We start from the raw sequence: 15,707 nt of genomic DNA, 5'->3' as shown, positions 1-15,707 counted from the left end.
ACCCTGACCAAAACGAGCATACCAAAGGGAGCGATACGCCGCTGTGAGATTCAGGGGAGGAACGACACCGGGGAGAACTGGCGAACTGACACCGAAATGATACCGAAACACGACAATCTGATAGGGGGATAGTCTACCCTATCTCTGATACTTCGGGAGATTTTAGGCGGCTCTATGGCTGTAATTTTGCCGAAAATCGCCCCGAAACCATACACGAAAACGGGAGGAAGTGCAATATGCCGAGAATGAGCAAAAAGAGGAAGCATGAGCTTTCTTTTTACCTCAATGACCGGGGGCGTGTCACTTACAACGAATTATGCCGGAAATGCCAGCATGGGTGCAAGCAGAGCTTCCGGGCGGTTGTGATTGACTGCCCCCGTTATTTATCCAAACGAGCAAAGAAAAAGGAGGAACACACCGAATGAATTTTGAATTTATGACGATAGACACACCATTGCCGCCCTGTATGGCTTTTCCAAGAGCGTTGACAGGGTTTCCAGTCAGCAGCACCGCAAAGGTCATGTACTGCCGGATGTTGGACGCTATGCTCTCCAATGGGCAGGAGGACGAGAACGGAATCCTGTTTGTCTGCTTCCCTGTCACAGCCATTGCCGCAGTCCTGTCCCGCAGCTCTATGACGGTCAAGCGTTCTTTGAATGAACTGGAAAACGCCGGACTTATCATGCGGGTACGTCAGGGCGTTGGAGAACCAAACAGGATTTATGTGCTGATACCGGGAAAGGAGGACGCTGCCCTTGCCTGATACCTCAAAGCTGGAAAAACTCAATCGGGAGTTGGAGAAAAGCGAAAAGAAACTGCGGAAAGCCATCAATGATGAAAAGGCATTGCAGCACCAGTTAAAGCAGCTTACCCGAAAGGAACGGACGCACCGGCTCTGTACTCGTGGCGGTATGCTGGAAAGTTTTCTGCAAGAGCCGGAACGCCTGACAGATGATGATGTCATGCTGTTGTTGAAACTCATTTTTCACAGGCAGGACACGCAGGAACTATTGAAAAAACTGCTGGAACGGGAGAAGCCGGAAACCCCTTAGTTTACTAAGGGCGCAATTATACACCACCCAGAGGTTGGTGCATTGCGTTCTCCGAAGGCTCCTCGCCGGAGGGCTGTGATTTTCCGCAGTCATGGTCTGCTCCAAATCATACAGGGGACGCTACACTTCCCCTGCGCTGGCTGCCGCCAGCTACCCTTTTGTGGACTTGCCTGTTGGGGACACCTTGCGGTGCAAGCTGTTCCCAGCCGACAAGTTTCATAAAATACGCTATCTTTTCGATAGGCGATGAAGTATAATGGAGATGACAACAAATCGGGATTTTGGGAGCAGGAGAAATCGAGATTGGAGGATAAATTGGTGAACAAGATTTTCAAATGTCTTATTCGATTTTTGATAGAAGTGATAGTTATGACAGTTTTGATTGTTGGAATCAACATATTTATGAATGGTATGTATCTTTGGGGATTGCCCCGCATAAATGATATTCAGTCTGTAAATATCACGTATCCGAGTGTCACGGATGATGTTAAAGAAATTTCGAGCCGTGAGGATATTGAGTTAGCCTTAAAGCTAACGGGATTTCTGAAATATGATTTATTTGGGGAAGTGAATAGCGAAGAAGAACCTGCTATTACAATTACTTATTTTCTTAAAGATGGAACAAGCAAAACCATCTCCGCTAATAACACTACTGTCTGGTGGAACAATAAAATTCATGTAATCAAGGACAAGGAAATGTTTATCAACCTAACAGAGGGAATTTTCTTTCTGGAAGATTTACAAACAAAGTAAATCAATTCAAGTTTGTCAGCTTCACATCGGGTCAACTTGCCCCGAACTTTTACAATTAAATACCCGCCGCCCACATAGCGGCACACCGAGCAGGAAATCTGAAAAAGGTCTCCTGCTTTTTTTCTGCCAAAATGAGGTGGTAAAACGCCACCCCATCCACCAATTACCGAAAGGAGGGACACGAAATGCCCTGCCCACACAACGAAATCACGATTGTTCAGCGCAGCCAGCGACAGTCTGCGGTTGCCGCCGCTGCTTACCAAAGCGGCGAAAAGCTGTTCTGTGAATACGACCAGCAAGTGAAGCACTACCCGGAAAAGCGTGGTATTGTCCACAATGAAATCCTGCTCCCACCTAATGCCCCACAGGAATATGCAGACCGCAATACTTTGTGGAACGCCGCCGAAGCGGTGGAAAAACAATGGAACTCCCAGCTTGCAAGGCGGTGGGTGCTTACCATCCCCAGAGAGATACCGCCCGACCAGTATGCTGTCCTTGTCCGGGAGTTTTGTGAGCAGCAGTTTGTTTCCAAAGGCATGATTGCTGATTTTGCAATCCATGACCCCCATCCGCCGGGACACAATCCCCACGCCCATGTCATGCTCACTATGAGGGCAATGGACGAACATGGAAAATGGCTTCCCAAGAGCCGCAAGGTTTATGACCTTGACGAAAACGGGGAACGGATAAAACTTCCGTCCGGCAGATGGAAAAGCCACAAGGAGGATACGGTGGATTGGAACGACCAGAAGTATTGCGAAATCTGGCGGCATGAATGGGAGGTCATCCAGAACCGCTATCTGGAAGCCAATGACCGCCCGGAGCGTGTGGACTTGCGTTCCTATGCCAGACAGGGGCTTGATATTATCCCTACTGTCCATGAGGGAGCGGCTGTCCGGCAGATGGAAAAGCGTGGTATCCAGACGAATATCGGAAACCTGAACCGGGAAATCAGAGCCGCCAACCGCCTGATGAAGTCCATCCGGCAGCTTATCCACAACCTCAAAGGCTGGATTGCCGAGCTGGGAGAAAAACGGAAGGAGTTGCTTGCACAAAAAGCGGCGGAGGAAGCGACACTTCTTCCCAATCTGCTGATGAAGTATATGGAGATACGAAAGGAAGAACGGAAGGACTGGACAAGGGCTGGACAGAACCGGGGGACTTCACAGGACTTAAAGGCAGTCAGCGAAGCCCTGTCCTATCTCCGGCAAAAGGGGCTTTCCACTGTGGAGGACTTAGAAGCATTTCTGGAATCTTCCGGGAAATCAGCCGCAGATTACCGCAATCAGATGAAGCCAAAGGAAGCCCGCAGCAAAGTGATTGACGGGATTCTTGCCAGCCGGACAGACTGCAAAGAATGTAAGGCTGTCTATGAGAAATACCAGAAGATATTTTTCAAGAAAACAAAGGAGAAATTCAAACAGGAACACCCGGAGGTTGCCCGGTATGAGAAAGCCACCGCCTACCTTGCCAAACACCCGGACGATAAGGATAGTACCCAAAAGGAGCTGCAAGAGGAGCAGGAAACCCTTCTCAGCGAAATCGCAGAGCTGAAAGTACCGCTGACCGAGGTACAGGAGGATTTGAAGAAGCTGCGGGACATCCGCTACTGGGTACGGAAAGCCACACCCGGCACAGAGGAAAGTAAAGAGCCGCCTAAGAAGCAGCCCATCAAGGAAGTCTTGCAGGATAAGGCAGACGAGAAAAAGGCTCAAAGAACCGCCCCGGCACAGGCGAAACACAGACAACAGGATATGGAACTTTAACAGGCACTTGCCATTTTCAATCAGAGAATGTCAGGTGTTTTTTCTTTTTTCAAGGAGGGATAGATTTGAATGTATTTGAAGCTGTGAAGCAGTCTGTCACAACAAGACAGGCAGCGGAGCATTATGGAATCCGTGTAGGTCGGAACGGGATGGCTTGCTGCCCGTTCCATAATGATAAAACCCCAAGCATGAAGCTGGATCGGCGTTATCACTGCTTCGGCTGCGGTGCGGATGGGGATGTGATTGATTTTGCCGCCGCCCTGTATGGGCTGGGAAAGAAAGAAGCCGCCGTACAGCTGGCACAGGACTTTGGGCTTTCCTATGAGGACTGGAAACCGCCGGGAAAGGCAAAAAAGCCCAAGCCCCGGCAGAAATCCCCGGAGGAACAGTTTCAGGAAGCAAAAAACCGCTGCTTCCGTATTCTTTCCGACTATCTCCACCTGCTTCGAGCATGGAGAAAGGAATATGCCCCGCACACCCCGGAGGAAGCCTTTCATCCCCGGTTTGTGGAAGCCTTACAGAAGCAAGACCAAGTGGAATATCTGCTGGATGTGCTGCTGTTCGGGGAAACGGAGGAAAAAGCAGCTTTGATTACGGACTACGGAAAGGATGTGATACAGCTTGAACAGCGAATGGCAGAGCTTGCAGCCGCAGACGCAGCAAGAACTAAAAAACACCATGAACGCCATGCAGCCGCCCCAGAACATTGAGGAAATCAAGGCGGGGCTGGAAACTACCGAGAAAGGCGGTGTCCGTCAGAGCATACGGAACTGCCTGACCGTATTCCAGCGTGACCCGCTGCTTTCCGGGGCTATCGCATACAACATTCTGACCGACCGCAAGGACATCATAAAGCCCATCGGTTTTCACAGGGAAAGCACCGCCCTGAACGATACGGACATGAAGTATCTGCTTCTTTATCTGGAAGAAACCTATGGGCTTACCAATGAGAAAAAGATTGATAACGCCATCGGGATTGTGGCGAATGAAAACAAGTACCATCCCATCCGGGACTATCTCAATACCCTTGTGTGGGACGGGACAGAACGAATCCGTTTCTGTCTGCGGCACTTTCTGGGGGCTGACGCAGATGATTACACCTATGAAGCGTTGAAGCTGTTCCTGCTGGGTGCAATCTCACGAGCCTTTCAGCCAGGGTGCAAATTTGAAATCATGCTCTGTCTGGTAGGCGGTCAGGGGGCTGGCAAGTCCACCTTCTTCCGTCTGCTGGCAGTCCGGGACGAGTGGTTCTCCGATGATTTGCGGAAGCTGGACGATGACAATGTGTACCGCAAGCTGCAAGGTCACTGGATTATCGAAATGTCGGAAATGATGGCAACCGCCAACGCCAAGAGCATTGAGGAAATCAAGTCATTTTTAAGTCGGCAGAAAGAGGTTTACAAGATACCCTATGAAACCCACCCGGCAGACCGCCCCCGTCAGTGCGTATTTGGCGGCACTTCCAATGCCCTTGACTTCCTGCCCCTTGACCGTTCCGGCAACCGCCGCTTTATCCCCGTCATGGTGTACCCGGAGCAAGCCGAGGTTCACATTTTGGAGGACGAAGCTGCTTCCAGAGCCTATATCGAGCAGATGTGGGCGGAAGCGATGGAGATTTACCGAAGCGGCAGGTTCAAGCTGGCTTTCAGCCCCGCCATGCAGCGGTATCTCAAAGAACACCAACGGGATTTTATGCCAGAGGACACCAAAGCCGGGATGATACAGGCGTATCTTGATAAGTACACCGGGAGTATGGTCTGCTCCAAGCAGCTCTACAAGGAAGCCTTGAACCATGCCTTTGACGAGCCGAAGCAATGGGAAATCCGGGAAATCAACGAGATTATGAACCAGTGCATTGACCGCTGGCGGTACTTCCCGAACCCAAGAATGTTTTCCGAGTATGGCAGACAAAAGGGCTGGGAGCGTGAAAACCCGGCAACGGACTCCGGCAACCCGTCTGAAAAAAAGATGGACGGTTTTGTGGAGGTCACAGAACAGATGGAGCTTCCATTCTGAAAATGACAGCCCGTTGCACCCCCTGTTGCTATCCCGTTGCCGAGCCGGTTGCCGGGGAAAATCCCGAAACTATCGGCTTTTCTCCCCTATGACAACCAAAACAACAGAAAAATAAAAGAAAAGTATAAATAGTAACCATCGCCAGATTGAGATTGTTTGCAAGGTCTTTTGAAGCCCGTTGCCGGACTTCGTTGCCGACACCCTCTGTCTGGCTATTTTCATGTATGGAGGATAACTGCCTATGGCAAAAAACAAAACAGAGATTCATGTTACAACGGTGTTTGACGGGGAGCTGGATGCAACCGATGTGTTCGTCAGCCTGATTTCCCAGAAATACGGCAAGACGAATACGAAAGAATATCTTGCTAAAAAGAAAGATTTGAAGTATAATGAAGATGAGGTTCAAAAGAGCCAGATACCGTCTGGATTGTGTGGGTAAATGGCTATGATGAACGAAATGGAATACAGAACAATCGGTTCGGCACTTGCCGGGGGCTATCGTGCGGCGGTCTATTGCAGGCTGTCAAAGGACGATGACCTGCAAGGCGAAAGTGCCAGTATCGCAAACCAGCGTGATATGCTGGAAAAATACTGCGAAAAGCAGGGATGGGAGGTTGTGGCAGTCTATCAGGACGATGGTTTCACAGGTCTTAATATGGAGCGTCCTGATTTACAGAGAATGTTGAGAGCCATTGAGCGCAGGCAAATCAACCTTGTCATCACGAAAGACCTCAGCCGACTGGGGCGTAACTATCTGCAAACCGGGCATTTGATTGAGGACTTTTTCCCAAGAAACGGTGTCCGCTATATCGCCATGAATGACGGTATCGACACCCTGCGTGATAACAACGATATTGCCCCGTTCAAGAATATCCTGAACGAGATGTACAGCAAGGATATTTCCAAGAAAGTCCATTCCTCTTATCTTCTGAAAGCGCAGAAAGGACAGTTTACCGGGTGTCTTGCCCCGTTTGGGTATCGGAAAGACCCGGAGGACAAAAACCATCTGCTCATTGACGAGGAAACCGCCCCGATTGTGCGGCTGATTTTCGGATATGCCCTAAACGGTCATGGTCCGAACTATATCCGCAGACGGCTGGAGGAAGAAAAAATCCCCTGCCCCACATGGTGGAACCGGGAACGGGGGCTTCGCAATACCCGAACCAAATGGGAAAAGAAAGACCCGGAAAACGGACGGTATATGTGGGACTTCTCCGTTATCAAAGACCTTTTGATGAATCCCGTTTACACCGGGGCGATTGCTTCCCAGAAAAAAGACTACCGTTTCAAAATCGGCACGATTGGGGAAAAGAAGCCGGAGGACTGGATTGTAGTGGAGGGACAGCATGAACCGCTGATTGACCGCATGAGCTTTGACATTGTGCAGAACAAGCTGAAATCCCGCCAGCGTCCGGGGCAGACCAATGAAATCAGCCTGTTTGCCGGACTGATAAAATGCGGCGAGTGTGGGAAGTCGCTGACGATACGCTATACAAACGCAAAACATCCCCAGCAGATTTATTCCTGCAAGACCTACAATGCCTTTGGAAAGAACCACTGCACCCAGCACCGGATTGACTATGACACCCTTTACAGCCATGTACTGCGGAAAATCCGGGAATGTGCCAGAGCTGCCCTGATGGACGGGGAAGCGGTTGCCGACCGCCTGACCAATACCTGTGAAGCCGAGCAGCGGGAACAGCGGGAAGCAATGGAACGCTCCCTTACAAGGGACGAGGAACGGATTGAGGTTCTGGATAAAATGGTCATGCGGCTTTATGAGGATATGATTGCAGGGCGTATCAGTGAGCAGAATTTCAACACCATGCTGGAAAAGACACAGACCGAGCAGACGGAGCTTAAAGCAAAAGTGTCCGAGGGCAGGAAGCGGCTGTCCGATGAAGCCCAGCTTGCCAATGACGCAAAACAATGGGTGGAAGCCATTCAGGAATATGCCAACATCACAGAGCTGGACGCAGCCACCCTTAACCGCTTAATCAAAGAAATCGTCGTGCATGAGCGCATTGACGAAGATAAAACAAGACACATTTCTATCGAAATTCATTTTAATCTCAAACCCATCCCGGAGGTGGAACAGGTCACTGCCTGACCTGTCCCGCCGGGACGGTTCTCTTAAAAACACCATATAGATTTTTTGTACGCCGCCGCCCGCCATCGAGCAGAGTTTTACACCTAATTGGGAATAAAACAGCTCATGGCGGGCGGCGGCATCATCCTGCTGGGCACAACGCTGATCCCCCTGCTCTCTGGCCTGTTTTAAGGTAGCGGCTTATGGATTTTCTCACCGACTGGCTCACGGATTGGCTCAAGGAGCTTTTAATCAGCGGGATCATGGGGAACCTTTCGGGGCTCTTTGATAACGTAAACGCCCAAGTCGGAGAGATTGCGGTACAAGTGGGAACAACCCCGGCGGCATGGCACGCCGGGGTGTTCTCCCTGATCCGCCAGCTTTCCGAAACGGTAATTTTGCCGATTGCCGGAATGGTGCTGACCTTTGTTGCGACCTATGAACTGATCCAGATGCTTTTGGAAAAAAACAATATGCACGAGTTTGATGTGGCGAATATCTACAAATGGATGTTCAAAACGTCCTGTGCCATCCTTATTCTGTCAAACACATTCAATATCGTAATGGCCGTGTTTGACGTGTCCCAGAGCGTGATTGCACAATCGGCGGGGCTGATCCAGGGTTCCACGGACATTACGCCGGATATGCTGACCCAGCTTGAAACGACGCTGGAGGGTATGGATTTAGGGCCGCTGTTGGGCCTGTGGCTCCAGTCCTCCATTATCGGCGTTACCATGTGGGCGCTGAATATCATTATTTTCGTGCTGGTCTATGGCCGCATGATTGAAATATATCTGCTCACCAGCCTGTCCCCCATCCCTGTGGCGACCCTTGCCAACCGGGAATTGGGACACACGGGCCAGAACTATCTGCGCTCGCTGTTCGCCGTGGGATTCCAGGGGATGCTCATTCTGGTGTGCGTGGCAATTTACGCGGTGCTTGTCCAGGGGATCGCCACAGGCGGAGATCCCATCGGGGCGATATGGGGCACCGTTGGCTATACGGTATTGCTTTGCTATATGCTGTTCAAAACGGGCAGTATCTCCCAGCGCATTTTCGGCGCGCATTAGAGGGGAGGCGCGTATGGCAGAACATTCAACCTTGGGACAAAATGTCCCGAAGTCCCCGGCTCCCCCGGAGGGGCTGTTCCTTATGGACGGCATCGAGGGCCTGCGCTCCCTGCCCCAACACTCGGTTGATATGCTCTTGACCGATCCGCCCTATGGCACGACCCGCAACTTTTGGGATGTGCCCCTGCCGCTCCCGGAGCTTTGGGAGGCGGTGCGCTGGGCGGTCAAGCCGGAGGGTGCGGTGCTGTTCTTTGCTCAATGCCCCTATGATAAGGTGTTGGGGGCCTCCAACCTCCCTATGCTCCGCTATGAGTGGGTATGGTACAAGAGCCGGTGTACTGGCTTTCTCAACGCAAGGCGGGCCCCCTTGAAACGGACGGAGAACATTCTGGTATTCTATCAAAAGCTCCCCTATTACGATCCGCAGTTCGAGCAGGGCAAGCCCTATAAGAAAACCGCTGACCGGGGCGGCAACAGCCCCAACTATGGAAAATTTGTCCGTTCCGGCGGCGGCTCCGAGGACGGCCTGCGCTTTCCCGGAAACCTGCTGACATTCCCATCGGTACAGCGCACCGTCCACCCCACGCAAAAGCCCGTGGAGCTGTGCGAGTATTTCATCAAGACCTACACCCGCCCCGGCGAGGTGGTGGCGGACATCTGCGCGGGCTCCGGCACAACTGCCGTGGCCGCCGTCAACACGGGCCGCCGCTTTATCTGCTTTGAAACCGCCCCGGCCTTTTACGCCCCGGCCACGGAGCGCATCCGGCTGGCGCAGGCGGCTGCGGAGGCCGGGGAGAAAGGAGTCTGACTATCGGAAACTATTCTATCATCTACGCCGATCCGCCCTGGCGGTATTCTGCAAAGAACGTACAGGGGGCGGCGGAAAATCACTACCCCACAATGGGGATCGAGGAGCTATGTGCGCTCCCGGTGGCTGATCTGGCGGCCCCGGACAGCGCACTTTTTTTGTGGGCCACGTTCCCGCAGTTGCCGGAGGCCCTGCGGCTCATTAAGGCGTGGGGCTTCACTTATAAAACCGTGGCTTTTGTCTGGCTGAAGAAAAACAAAAAGGCGGACAGTTGGTTTTACGGCCTGGGCTTCTGGACGCGGGGCAACGCGGAAATCTGCCTGCTGGCGACCAGGGGCCATCCCAAACGGCAGGCCACGAATATCCATCAGTTTATCATTTCCCCCGTTGAAGCCCACAGCAAAAAGCCGGACGAGGCCCGCGACAAGATTGTTTCCCTCCTGGGCGACCTGCCCCGCGTGGAGCTCTTTGCGAGACAGACCCCGCCCGGCTGGGACGTGTGGGGAAACGAGGTGGAGAGCACCGTCCCGGACTTCGGGACACTTTGTCCCAAGGTGGGCGGCCCGAAAGGAGGTCTTTCATGCCCTATGTAAATGTACCCAACGACTTATCCAAAATCAAAACGAAAATGGCCTTTAACCTAACCAAACGCCAGCTTGTCTGCTTTGGCGGCGCGGCGGCGGTGGGTATCCCCTCCTATCTGCTGGCCCGCAGCTCTATCGGCAACACCGGGGCCATGTTCCTTATGCTGGCCGTTATGCTCCCGGCGTTTTTGCTGGCGATGTATGAGCGTGACGGGCTCCCCTTTGAAAAGGTGATTAGAAATATCATCCGGGCCCGTTTCCTGCGGCCCGGCGCGAGGCTCTATCAGACGCAGAATTTATACGCCCCGTTTACCCTGCGGGGCTCCGTGGGAAAGGAGGATGCGATTGCAACAAGCAAAAAAGCAAACACCCAGGCGCGGCCCCGCCGCAAAGGGTAAAAAACGGGCGGCCCTGTCCGCCCAGCAGACAATCCCCTATGTGCGGATGCTCCCGGACGGCGTGTGCCAGCTCCCCGGCGGGCTCTATACAAAAACCGTGGAATATGAGGACATCAATTATTCTGTGGCAAGCACCGAGGATCAGACGGCTATCTTTAGCGGCTGGAGCTCATTCCTCAATTACTTTGACAGCTCTCTGCCGTTCCAGCTTTCTTTCATTAACCGCCGTTCCCACTCCCGGAGCCGCTACAAGGTGAACATTCCCCAGGCCGAGGATGACTTTAACAGCGTCCGGGCCGAGTTTACCGGGATGCTGAAAAATCAGATTGCCCGGTCAAACAATGGGATTGAACGCTCAAAATATATTACCTTTGGCATCCCGGCGGAAAGTCTGGACGAGGCGCGGCCCCGGCTGGAGCGCGTGGAGGCGGACGTTATGAGCAACTTTAAGCGGCTGGGCGTGCCCTCCGAGCCTATGGACGGGCGGGCGCGTCTGGCCCTGCTTCACGGCCAGATGCATCCTGGGAGCCGGGAGCCGTTCCGCTTCTCCTGGGGGGATATTGCAAAGACGGGGCTCGGCACAAAGGACTTTATTGCCCCCGACAGCTTTGACTTCCGCCAGCCCCGGCTGTTCCGCATGGGCCAGTATTGGGGCGCGGCCTCCTACTTGCAGATTTTGGCGTCGGAGCTCTCTGACAAGCTCCTGGCGGAAATTTTGGAGCTTGACGCGGAAATGACCGTGACCCTCCATATCCAGACCGTGGATCAGCTAAAGGCGATTAAAACCATCAAGGGGAAAATTTCTGACATTGGAAAAATGAAAGTGGAGGAACAGCGCAAAGCTGTCCGGGCCGGATATGACCCCGACATTCTGCCGCCCGACCTTATCACATTTTCCAAGGACGCGGCGGAGCTTCTGGCCGACCTCCAGTCCCGCAACGAGCGGATGTTCCTCTTGACCTTTACCGTGGTAAATCTGGCCCCCACCCGCCAGCGGCTGGAAAATGATATTTTCACGGTGGGCGGTATCGCGCAGAAATACAACTGCACATTGAAGCGGCTGGACTGGCAACAGGAGCAGGGCTTTGTTTCCTCCCTGGCCCTGGGCGGGAATGAGGTGGAAATCCAGCGGGGCATGACTACCAGCTCCACGGCGATCTTCATTCCCTTTATGACCAGGGAGCTCCGCATGGCCGGGCCGTCCCTCTATTACGGCATGAACGCACTTTCCCACAACGTCATTATGGCGGACAGGAAAAAGCTGAAATCCGCGAATGGGCTCTACCTGGGCTCTACTGGCTCCGGCAAGAGCTTCGCGGCAAAGCGGGAGCTGCTCAACGTCTTTCTTACCATTCCCCAGGATCGGATTATCATTGTAGACCCGATGGGCGAATATGCCCCGCTGGTGCGGCGGCTGGGCGGCCAGGTGATTGAGATTGCCCCGGACAGCCCTAATCACATTAACCCTATGGACATCCAGATGGGCGGCAACGACGAGGACAGCCCCCTTTCCATGAAAGCTGATTTTCTGCTGTCCCTGTGCGAGCTGGTGGTGGGCGGCAAGGAGGGCTTACAACCGATTGAGAAAACCGTCATAGACCGCTGTGTGCGGTTGGTCTACCGGGATCTGGCCCTGGGCGTGGGGGACGGCAGGATGCCCTTGCTCCAGGACTTGTACGAGGAACTTTTGAAACAGCCGGAGCCGGAGGCCCGGCGCGTGGCGACGGCCCTGGAGCTCTACTGTACAGGCTCCCTTAACCTGTTCAACCATCCCACGAATGTCAAAACCGACTGCCGTGTGGTGTGCATCGTGCTCAAGGGCATGGGAGACAATCTCCGAAAAATTGCGATGCACGTCACAAATGAGTTTGTCAATTCCTCGGTCAATACCAACTATCAGAGCGGCATCTCGACTTGGTGCTACTTTGACGAGTTCCATGTTCTGCTCCGAGATCAGCTCACCGCCAGCTATTTTGTTTCCATCTGGCAGATGCTCCGCAAACGGGGCTGTGTGCCCAGCGCGTTGACGCAGAACGTCAAGCACCTGCTGGCCAGCCCGGAAATCCAGAATATTCTGGACAACACGGATTTTATGATCCTGCTGTCCCAGGCGCAGAGTGACCGGGCAATTCTGGCAAAACAGCTCGGCATTTCCGAGCATCAGCTTTCCTATATCACACACAGCAATTCCGGCGAGGGCCTGCTGTTCTATGGGAATGTGACCATCCCCTTTATGGATCGTTTCCCCCGTGGGGAGATTTACGATCTTCTGACCACCCGCCCGGAGGATTTGAAAGATGGCGCGGCGGGATAAGGCTGGCCCTGGGCCCCGTGTGCGCCCGGAGCAGGCCGCGCCCCAGGGGGCTCCGGGCCCGGAGGCCGGGGCTGGCACGAAAGAACAGGCCGGGGGCACTTCGGGACAAAGTGTCCCAAAGTCCAAATTCCGGCAAAAGAGCAGGCAGGAACAGGCCGCCGCGTCCAAGCTCCGTATGGAAAAGCGCGGGGAGAAGCTGGAGGCGGCAAAGGGCAAGCTGGCAAAGCAGAAACCCCAAAAGAAACCCGGCCCCGTCAAACGGGCGGGCGGGGCCCTGGGGGGCTCCGTCCACGGCTTTGTGCATGGGAAGATTTACGAGGTAGAGCAGGAAAATGTAGGCACCGAGGGGGCCCATCACTCCGAGCTTTTGGGCGAGTCCGCGTTCCGCCAGGGCTCCCGCTTCGTGGGGCGGCGCATACGGGAGCACCCGGCGTGGGCCGTCCGGAGGGCCGAGGCCCGGTATGGCAAGGCTGCGGCGGACTATCAATTTTACACCGCCGCCCAGGAACACCCGGAGCTCTCGAAAAATGCCCTGTCCCGCTACTGGCAGAAACGGCGGCTCCGCAAGCAGTACCAAAAGCGGGCAAAGGAGGCCGCCCGCCAGGGGGCCGTGGCCGCTGAAAAGACCGCCGCCGCCACCGAAAAGCTGTCGGCCCAGGCGGTGGGCTTTGTGAAGCGGCATCCCCTGGGCGTGCTCCTGGCCCTGGCCTGTGTCCTGCTCATTCTGTCTATGCAGTCCTGTTCGTCCGCATTGGTTTTGCTCGGCAACGCCGGGGCCGGGGCTGTTGGGGCTACCACCTACCCATCCCCGGACGGGGAAATCCTGGCGGCGGAGGCGGCCTACCTCAATCTGGAGGCGGAGCTCCAAAACTATCTTGATACCTACACCAGCACCCACAACTATGACGAGTACCATTTTGATCTGGATGAAATCGAACACGATCCCTATGTGCTGATCTCCATTCTCTGTGTGCTCCACGAGGGGGAATGGACGGCGGCCCAGGTGCAGGGTACGCTGGGGATGCTCTTTGACCGCCAGTATATTCTCACAGAGCGCGTGGTGGTGGAGACACGGTATGACAGCGACGACGAGCCCTATTCCTGGTATATCTGTTATGTAACGCTGGAGAATTTTGACCTGTCCCATCTGCCTGTGTATTTCATGGGCGAGGAGCAGTTGGCCCGGTACTCCCTCTATATGTCTACCCTGGGAAACCGCCCCGACCTGTTCCCCGGCTCCGCCTATGTGGATCGCTATGTGACAAACCCGCCCGCCGGATATGAGGTGCCGGGGGAATATCTGGACGATGAAACATTCGCCGCTATGCTCTCCGAGGCGGAAAAATACCTGGGCTATCCCTATGTATGGGGCGGGAGCTCCCCGGCCACGTCCTTTGACTGCTCCGGCTTTGTGTCCTGGGTAATCAATCACTCCGGCTGGAATGTGGGCCGCCTGGGGGCCCAGGGGCTCTATAACATCTGTACCCGCACCAGCTCCCCGCGTCCCGGTGATCTGGTCTTTTTCAAGGGCACCTATGACACGCCGGGCGTTTCCCATGTGGGCATCTACGTTGGGGACGGAATGATGATCCATTGTGGCGATCCCATCAGCTATGCAAACTTAAATACCAGCTACTGGCAGTCTCATTTCTACGCCTACGGGCGTTTGCCTTGAATGGAGGTTTTGAATGGCAACAGCAAAAAGTATGAAAATCCAGGCCGAGATTGATAAGGTCAAGGCCAAAATCAGCGAACAGCAGGCCCGGCTGAAAGAATTGGAGCAGAAGAAACTGGAGGCCGAAAACAGCGAGATCGTGGACATCGTGCGGGGCATGAGCATCCCCCTTGCGGAGCTCCCCCTGGTGCTCCAGAAGCTCCGGGACGATGGCACTTTGGGACAAAGTGTCCCGAAGTCCGAGCCCGCGCCTGTTACCGAGGGAAAGGAGGACAACTGAATATGAAACGCTTTCGAGTCTTGACGGCGGCGCTTTGCGCCGCTGTTCTTTTATGCGGCTTTACCCCCGCAACGGCCTACGCCGGGGGCGGCGAGGACTGGGAGGGGCTTGACCCCGTGGAGCCCGCTGTCACGGAGGAGCCGGTGATTGAGCCCGGCGAGGGCTTTTCTGAGGACGGCAATCTTGTGACCCGTGATCTGCTCTATGACAAGCATACCAACAAGCAGTTTATTACCGTCCAGACCAGCGGCGGGGCCACCTTTTACATTGTCATTGACTACGACAAGCCCGTGGACGAGGACGGCGAACAGTACCAGACCTATTTTCTGAATACGGTGGACGAGGCCGACCTGCTGGCCGCTGCCGAGGCCGCTGGCGTAGAGCTGGCCTCCTGCTCCTGCTCGGACAAATGCGCGGCGGGGGCCGTCAATACCGACTGCGCGGTGTGCGCCGTCAACATGACCGAGTGCGCAGGTGTGGAGCAAAAGCCGGAACCAGAACCGGAGCCTGTGGCCGAGCCCGACGCCGAGCCGGAAACAGAAAAAGGCAACGCCGGGATGCTCCTGCTGGTGCTGGCCGTGGCGGTGCTGGGCGGCGGGGCCGCGTTCTATTTCAAGGTGTACCGCCCCAAACAGCAGGCGGCAACAGAGCCGGAGGAGGACTACGGCGAGGAACTGGAGGACTATGACGGCGAGGAGGACGGCCCGCCCTGGGATGAGGACGAGGACGAAAACGAGGATACGGAGGACGGGGAATGAATTTCACAGCAAGCTCTTTTGAACGGATGATGAAACAAAAGCCCCGGCCCCAGGCTCCCGGCCCGGCCAAACCGCCCAGAGGCTCCGCCTGCTCCGTCTGTCCCTACTGGCGGGGCCTGCGCTGTGTCTGCTGTTATCAGAAAC

At 54.5% G+C, this 15,707-nt stretch carries 17 protein-coding genes and 1 pseudogene; all 18 read left to right on the top strand.

Annotation, left to right across the window (positions count from 1 at the left end):
- The first annotated feature begins 236 nt into the window (after nt 1-236).
- The 18 genes and pseudogenes from NE473_RS15520 to NE473_RS15435 all read left to right on the top strand — a co-directional run bounded on the left by NE473_RS15520 (nt 237) and on the right by NE473_RS15435 (nt 15,563).
- Nucleotides 237-425 (top strand): hypothetical protein, encoded by a 189-nt coding sequence (locus NE473_RS15520; protein WP_002304353.1) that lies wholly within the window; start codon nt 237-239, stop codon nt 423-425.
- Nucleotides 422-763, top strand: coding sequence for a replication initiator protein A (locus tag NE473_RS15515; protein ID WP_005930726.1), 342 nt, complete (start codon nt 422-424; stop codon nt 761-763). Before NE473_RS15520 ends, NE473_RS15515 begins: the two co-directional genes overlap by 4 nt.
- Complete coding sequence (locus NE473_RS15510) at nt 756-1,052, top strand: DUF3847 domain-containing protein (protein ID WP_002594808.1); 297 nt, start codon at nt 756-758, stop codon at nt 1,050-1,052. Before NE473_RS15515 ends, NE473_RS15510 begins: the two co-directional genes overlap by 8 nt.
- A 303-nt stretch (nt 1,053-1,355) precedes the next feature.
- Nucleotides 1,356-1,805, top strand: coding sequence for a hypothetical protein (locus tag NE473_RS15505; protein WP_007886470.1), 450 nt, complete (start codon nt 1,356-1,358; stop codon nt 1,803-1,805).
- A gap of 185 nt (nt 1,806-1,990) precedes the next feature.
- Nucleotides 1,991-3,571, top strand: coding sequence for a MobQ family relaxase (gene mobQ, locus NE473_RS15500; protein ID WP_097776735.1), 1,581 nt, complete (start codon nt 1,991-1,993; stop codon nt 3,569-3,571).
- Between the two features lie 65 nt (nt 3,572-3,636).
- Nucleotides 3,637-4,281, top strand: a complete 645-nt coding sequence (locus NE473_RS15495; RefSeq protein WP_002594804.1) for a CHC2 zinc finger domain-containing protein — start codon at nt 3,637-3,639, stop codon at nt 4,279-4,281.
- Complete coding sequence (locus tag NE473_RS15490) at nt 4,250-5,587, top strand: virulence-associated E family protein (protein ID WP_097776737.1); 1,338 nt, start codon at nt 4,250-4,252, stop codon at nt 5,585-5,587. The genes NE473_RS15495 and NE473_RS15490 overlap by 32 nt, the downstream gene beginning before the upstream one ends.
- Before the next feature lie 241 nt (nt 5,588-5,828).
- A complete protein-coding gene (locus NE473_RS15485; RefSeq protein WP_004612761.1) occupies nt 5,829-6,026 on the top strand; it encodes a hypothetical protein in 198 nt (65 codons plus the stop codon).
- Nucleotides 6,027-7,697 carry a recombinase family protein gene (locus NE473_RS15480; RefSeq protein ID WP_117539800.1) on the top strand — a complete coding sequence of 557 codons (1,671 nt, stop codon included), beginning with the start codon at nt 6,027-6,029 and terminating at the stop codon, nt 7,695-7,697.
- 90 nt (nt 7,698-7,787) lie between these two features.
- A pseudogene (locus NE473_RS15475) lies at nt 7,788-7,868 on the top strand (Maff2 family mobile element protein); the annotation flags it as partial.
- Nucleotides 7,869-7,879: 11 nt separating this feature from the next.
- Nucleotides 7,880-8,746 carry a VirB6/TrbL-like conjugal transfer protein, CD1112 family gene (locus NE473_RS15470; RefSeq protein ID WP_117536713.1) on the top strand — a complete coding sequence of 289 codons (867 nt, stop codon included), beginning with the start codon at nt 7,880-7,882 and terminating at the stop codon, nt 8,744-8,746.
- Between the two features lie 13 nt (nt 8,747-8,759).
- Complete coding sequence (locus tag NE473_RS15465) at nt 8,760-9,554, top strand: DNA-methyltransferase (protein WP_117570334.1); 795 nt, start codon at nt 8,760-8,762, stop codon at nt 9,552-9,554.
- 2 nt (nt 9,555-9,556) lie between these two features.
- A complete protein-coding gene (locus NE473_RS15460; RefSeq protein WP_199484337.1) occupies nt 9,557-10,147 on the top strand; it encodes an MT-A70 family methyltransferase in 591 nt (196 codons plus the stop codon).
- Nucleotides 10,135-10,536, top strand: coding sequence for a PrgI family protein (locus NE473_RS15455; RefSeq protein ID WP_117536716.1), 402 nt, complete (start codon nt 10,135-10,137; stop codon nt 10,534-10,536). The genes NE473_RS15460 and NE473_RS15455 overlap by 13 nt, the downstream gene beginning before the upstream one ends.
- A complete protein-coding gene (locus NE473_RS15450; protein WP_199484335.1) occupies nt 10,478-12,850 on the top strand; it encodes a VirB4-like conjugal transfer ATPase, CD1110 family in 2,373 nt (790 codons plus the stop codon). Before NE473_RS15455 ends, NE473_RS15450 begins: the two co-directional genes overlap by 59 nt.
- Nucleotides 12,834-14,525, top strand: coding sequence for a C40 family peptidase (locus NE473_RS15445; protein ID WP_118478833.1), 1,692 nt, complete (start codon nt 12,834-12,836; stop codon nt 14,523-14,525). The genes NE473_RS15450 and NE473_RS15445 overlap by 17 nt, the downstream gene beginning before the upstream one ends.
- A gap of 13 nt (nt 14,526-14,538) precedes the next feature.
- A complete protein-coding gene (locus tag NE473_RS15440) occupies nt 14,539-14,805 on the top strand; it encodes a DUF4315 family protein (protein ID WP_117536714.1) in 267 nt (88 codons plus the stop codon).
- Between the two features lie 2 nt (nt 14,806-14,807).
- Complete coding sequence (locus NE473_RS15435) at nt 14,808-15,563, top strand: DUF4366 domain-containing protein (RefSeq protein WP_117570332.1); 756 nt, start codon at nt 14,808-14,810, stop codon at nt 15,561-15,563.
- The last annotated feature ends 144 nt before the right edge of the window (nt 15,564-15,707 follow it).

It is taken from the genome of Hungatella sp. SL.1.14 (assembly GCF_024460495.1).
Taxonomy (GTDB): Bacteria; Bacillota; Clostridia; order Lachnospirales; family Lachnospiraceae; genus Hungatella; species Hungatella hathewayi.
Note: the sequence above shows the minus strand (reverse complement) of the source record. Positions and strands in the feature narration are given on the sequence as shown.

Coding starts and splice junctions, on each gene's coding strand:
- NE473_RS15450 (WP_199484335.1), top strand. CDS start 10,478: ATGCGATTGCAACAAGCAAAAAAGCAAACACCCAGGCGCGGCCCCGCC.
- NE473_RS15465 (WP_117570334.1), top strand. CDS start 8,760: ATGGCAGAACATTCAACCTTGGGACAAAATGTCCCGAAGTCCCCGGCT.
- NE473_RS15440 (WP_117536714.1), top strand. CDS start 14,539: ATGGCAACAGCAAAAAGTATGAAAATCCAGGCCGAGATTGATAAGGTC.
- NE473_RS15470 (WP_117536713.1), top strand. CDS start 7,880: ATGGATTTTCTCACCGACTGGCTCACGGATTGGCTCAAGGAGCTTTTA.
- NE473_RS15445 (WP_118478833.1), top strand. CDS start 12,834: ATGGCGCGGCGGGATAAGGCTGGCCCTGGGCCCCGTGTGCGCCCGGAG.
- NE473_RS15485 (WP_004612761.1), top strand. CDS start 5,829: ATGGCAAAAAACAAAACAGAGATTCATGTTACAACGGTGTTTGACGGG.
- NE473_RS15490 (WP_097776737.1), top strand. CDS start 4,250: ATGAACGCCATGCAGCCGCCCCAGAACATTGAGGAAATCAAGGCGGGG.
- NE473_RS15520 (WP_002304353.1), top strand. CDS start 237: ATGCCGAGAATGAGCAAAAAGAGGAAGCATGAGCTTTCTTTTTACCTC.
- NE473_RS15455 (WP_117536716.1), top strand. CDS start 10,135: ATGCCCTATGTAAATGTACCCAACGACTTATCCAAAATCAAAACGAAA.
- NE473_RS15480 (WP_117539800.1), top strand. CDS start 6,027: ATGGCTATGATGAACGAAATGGAATACAGAACAATCGGTTCGGCACTT.
- NE473_RS15515 (WP_005930726.1), top strand. CDS start 422: ATGAATTTTGAATTTATGACGATAGACACACCATTGCCGCCCTGTATG.
- NE473_RS15435 (WP_117570332.1), top strand. CDS start 14,808: ATGAAACGCTTTCGAGTCTTGACGGCGGCGCTTTGCGCCGCTGTTCTT.
- mobQ (WP_097776735.1), top strand. CDS start 1,991: ATGCCCTGCCCACACAACGAAATCACGATTGTTCAGCGCAGCCAGCGA.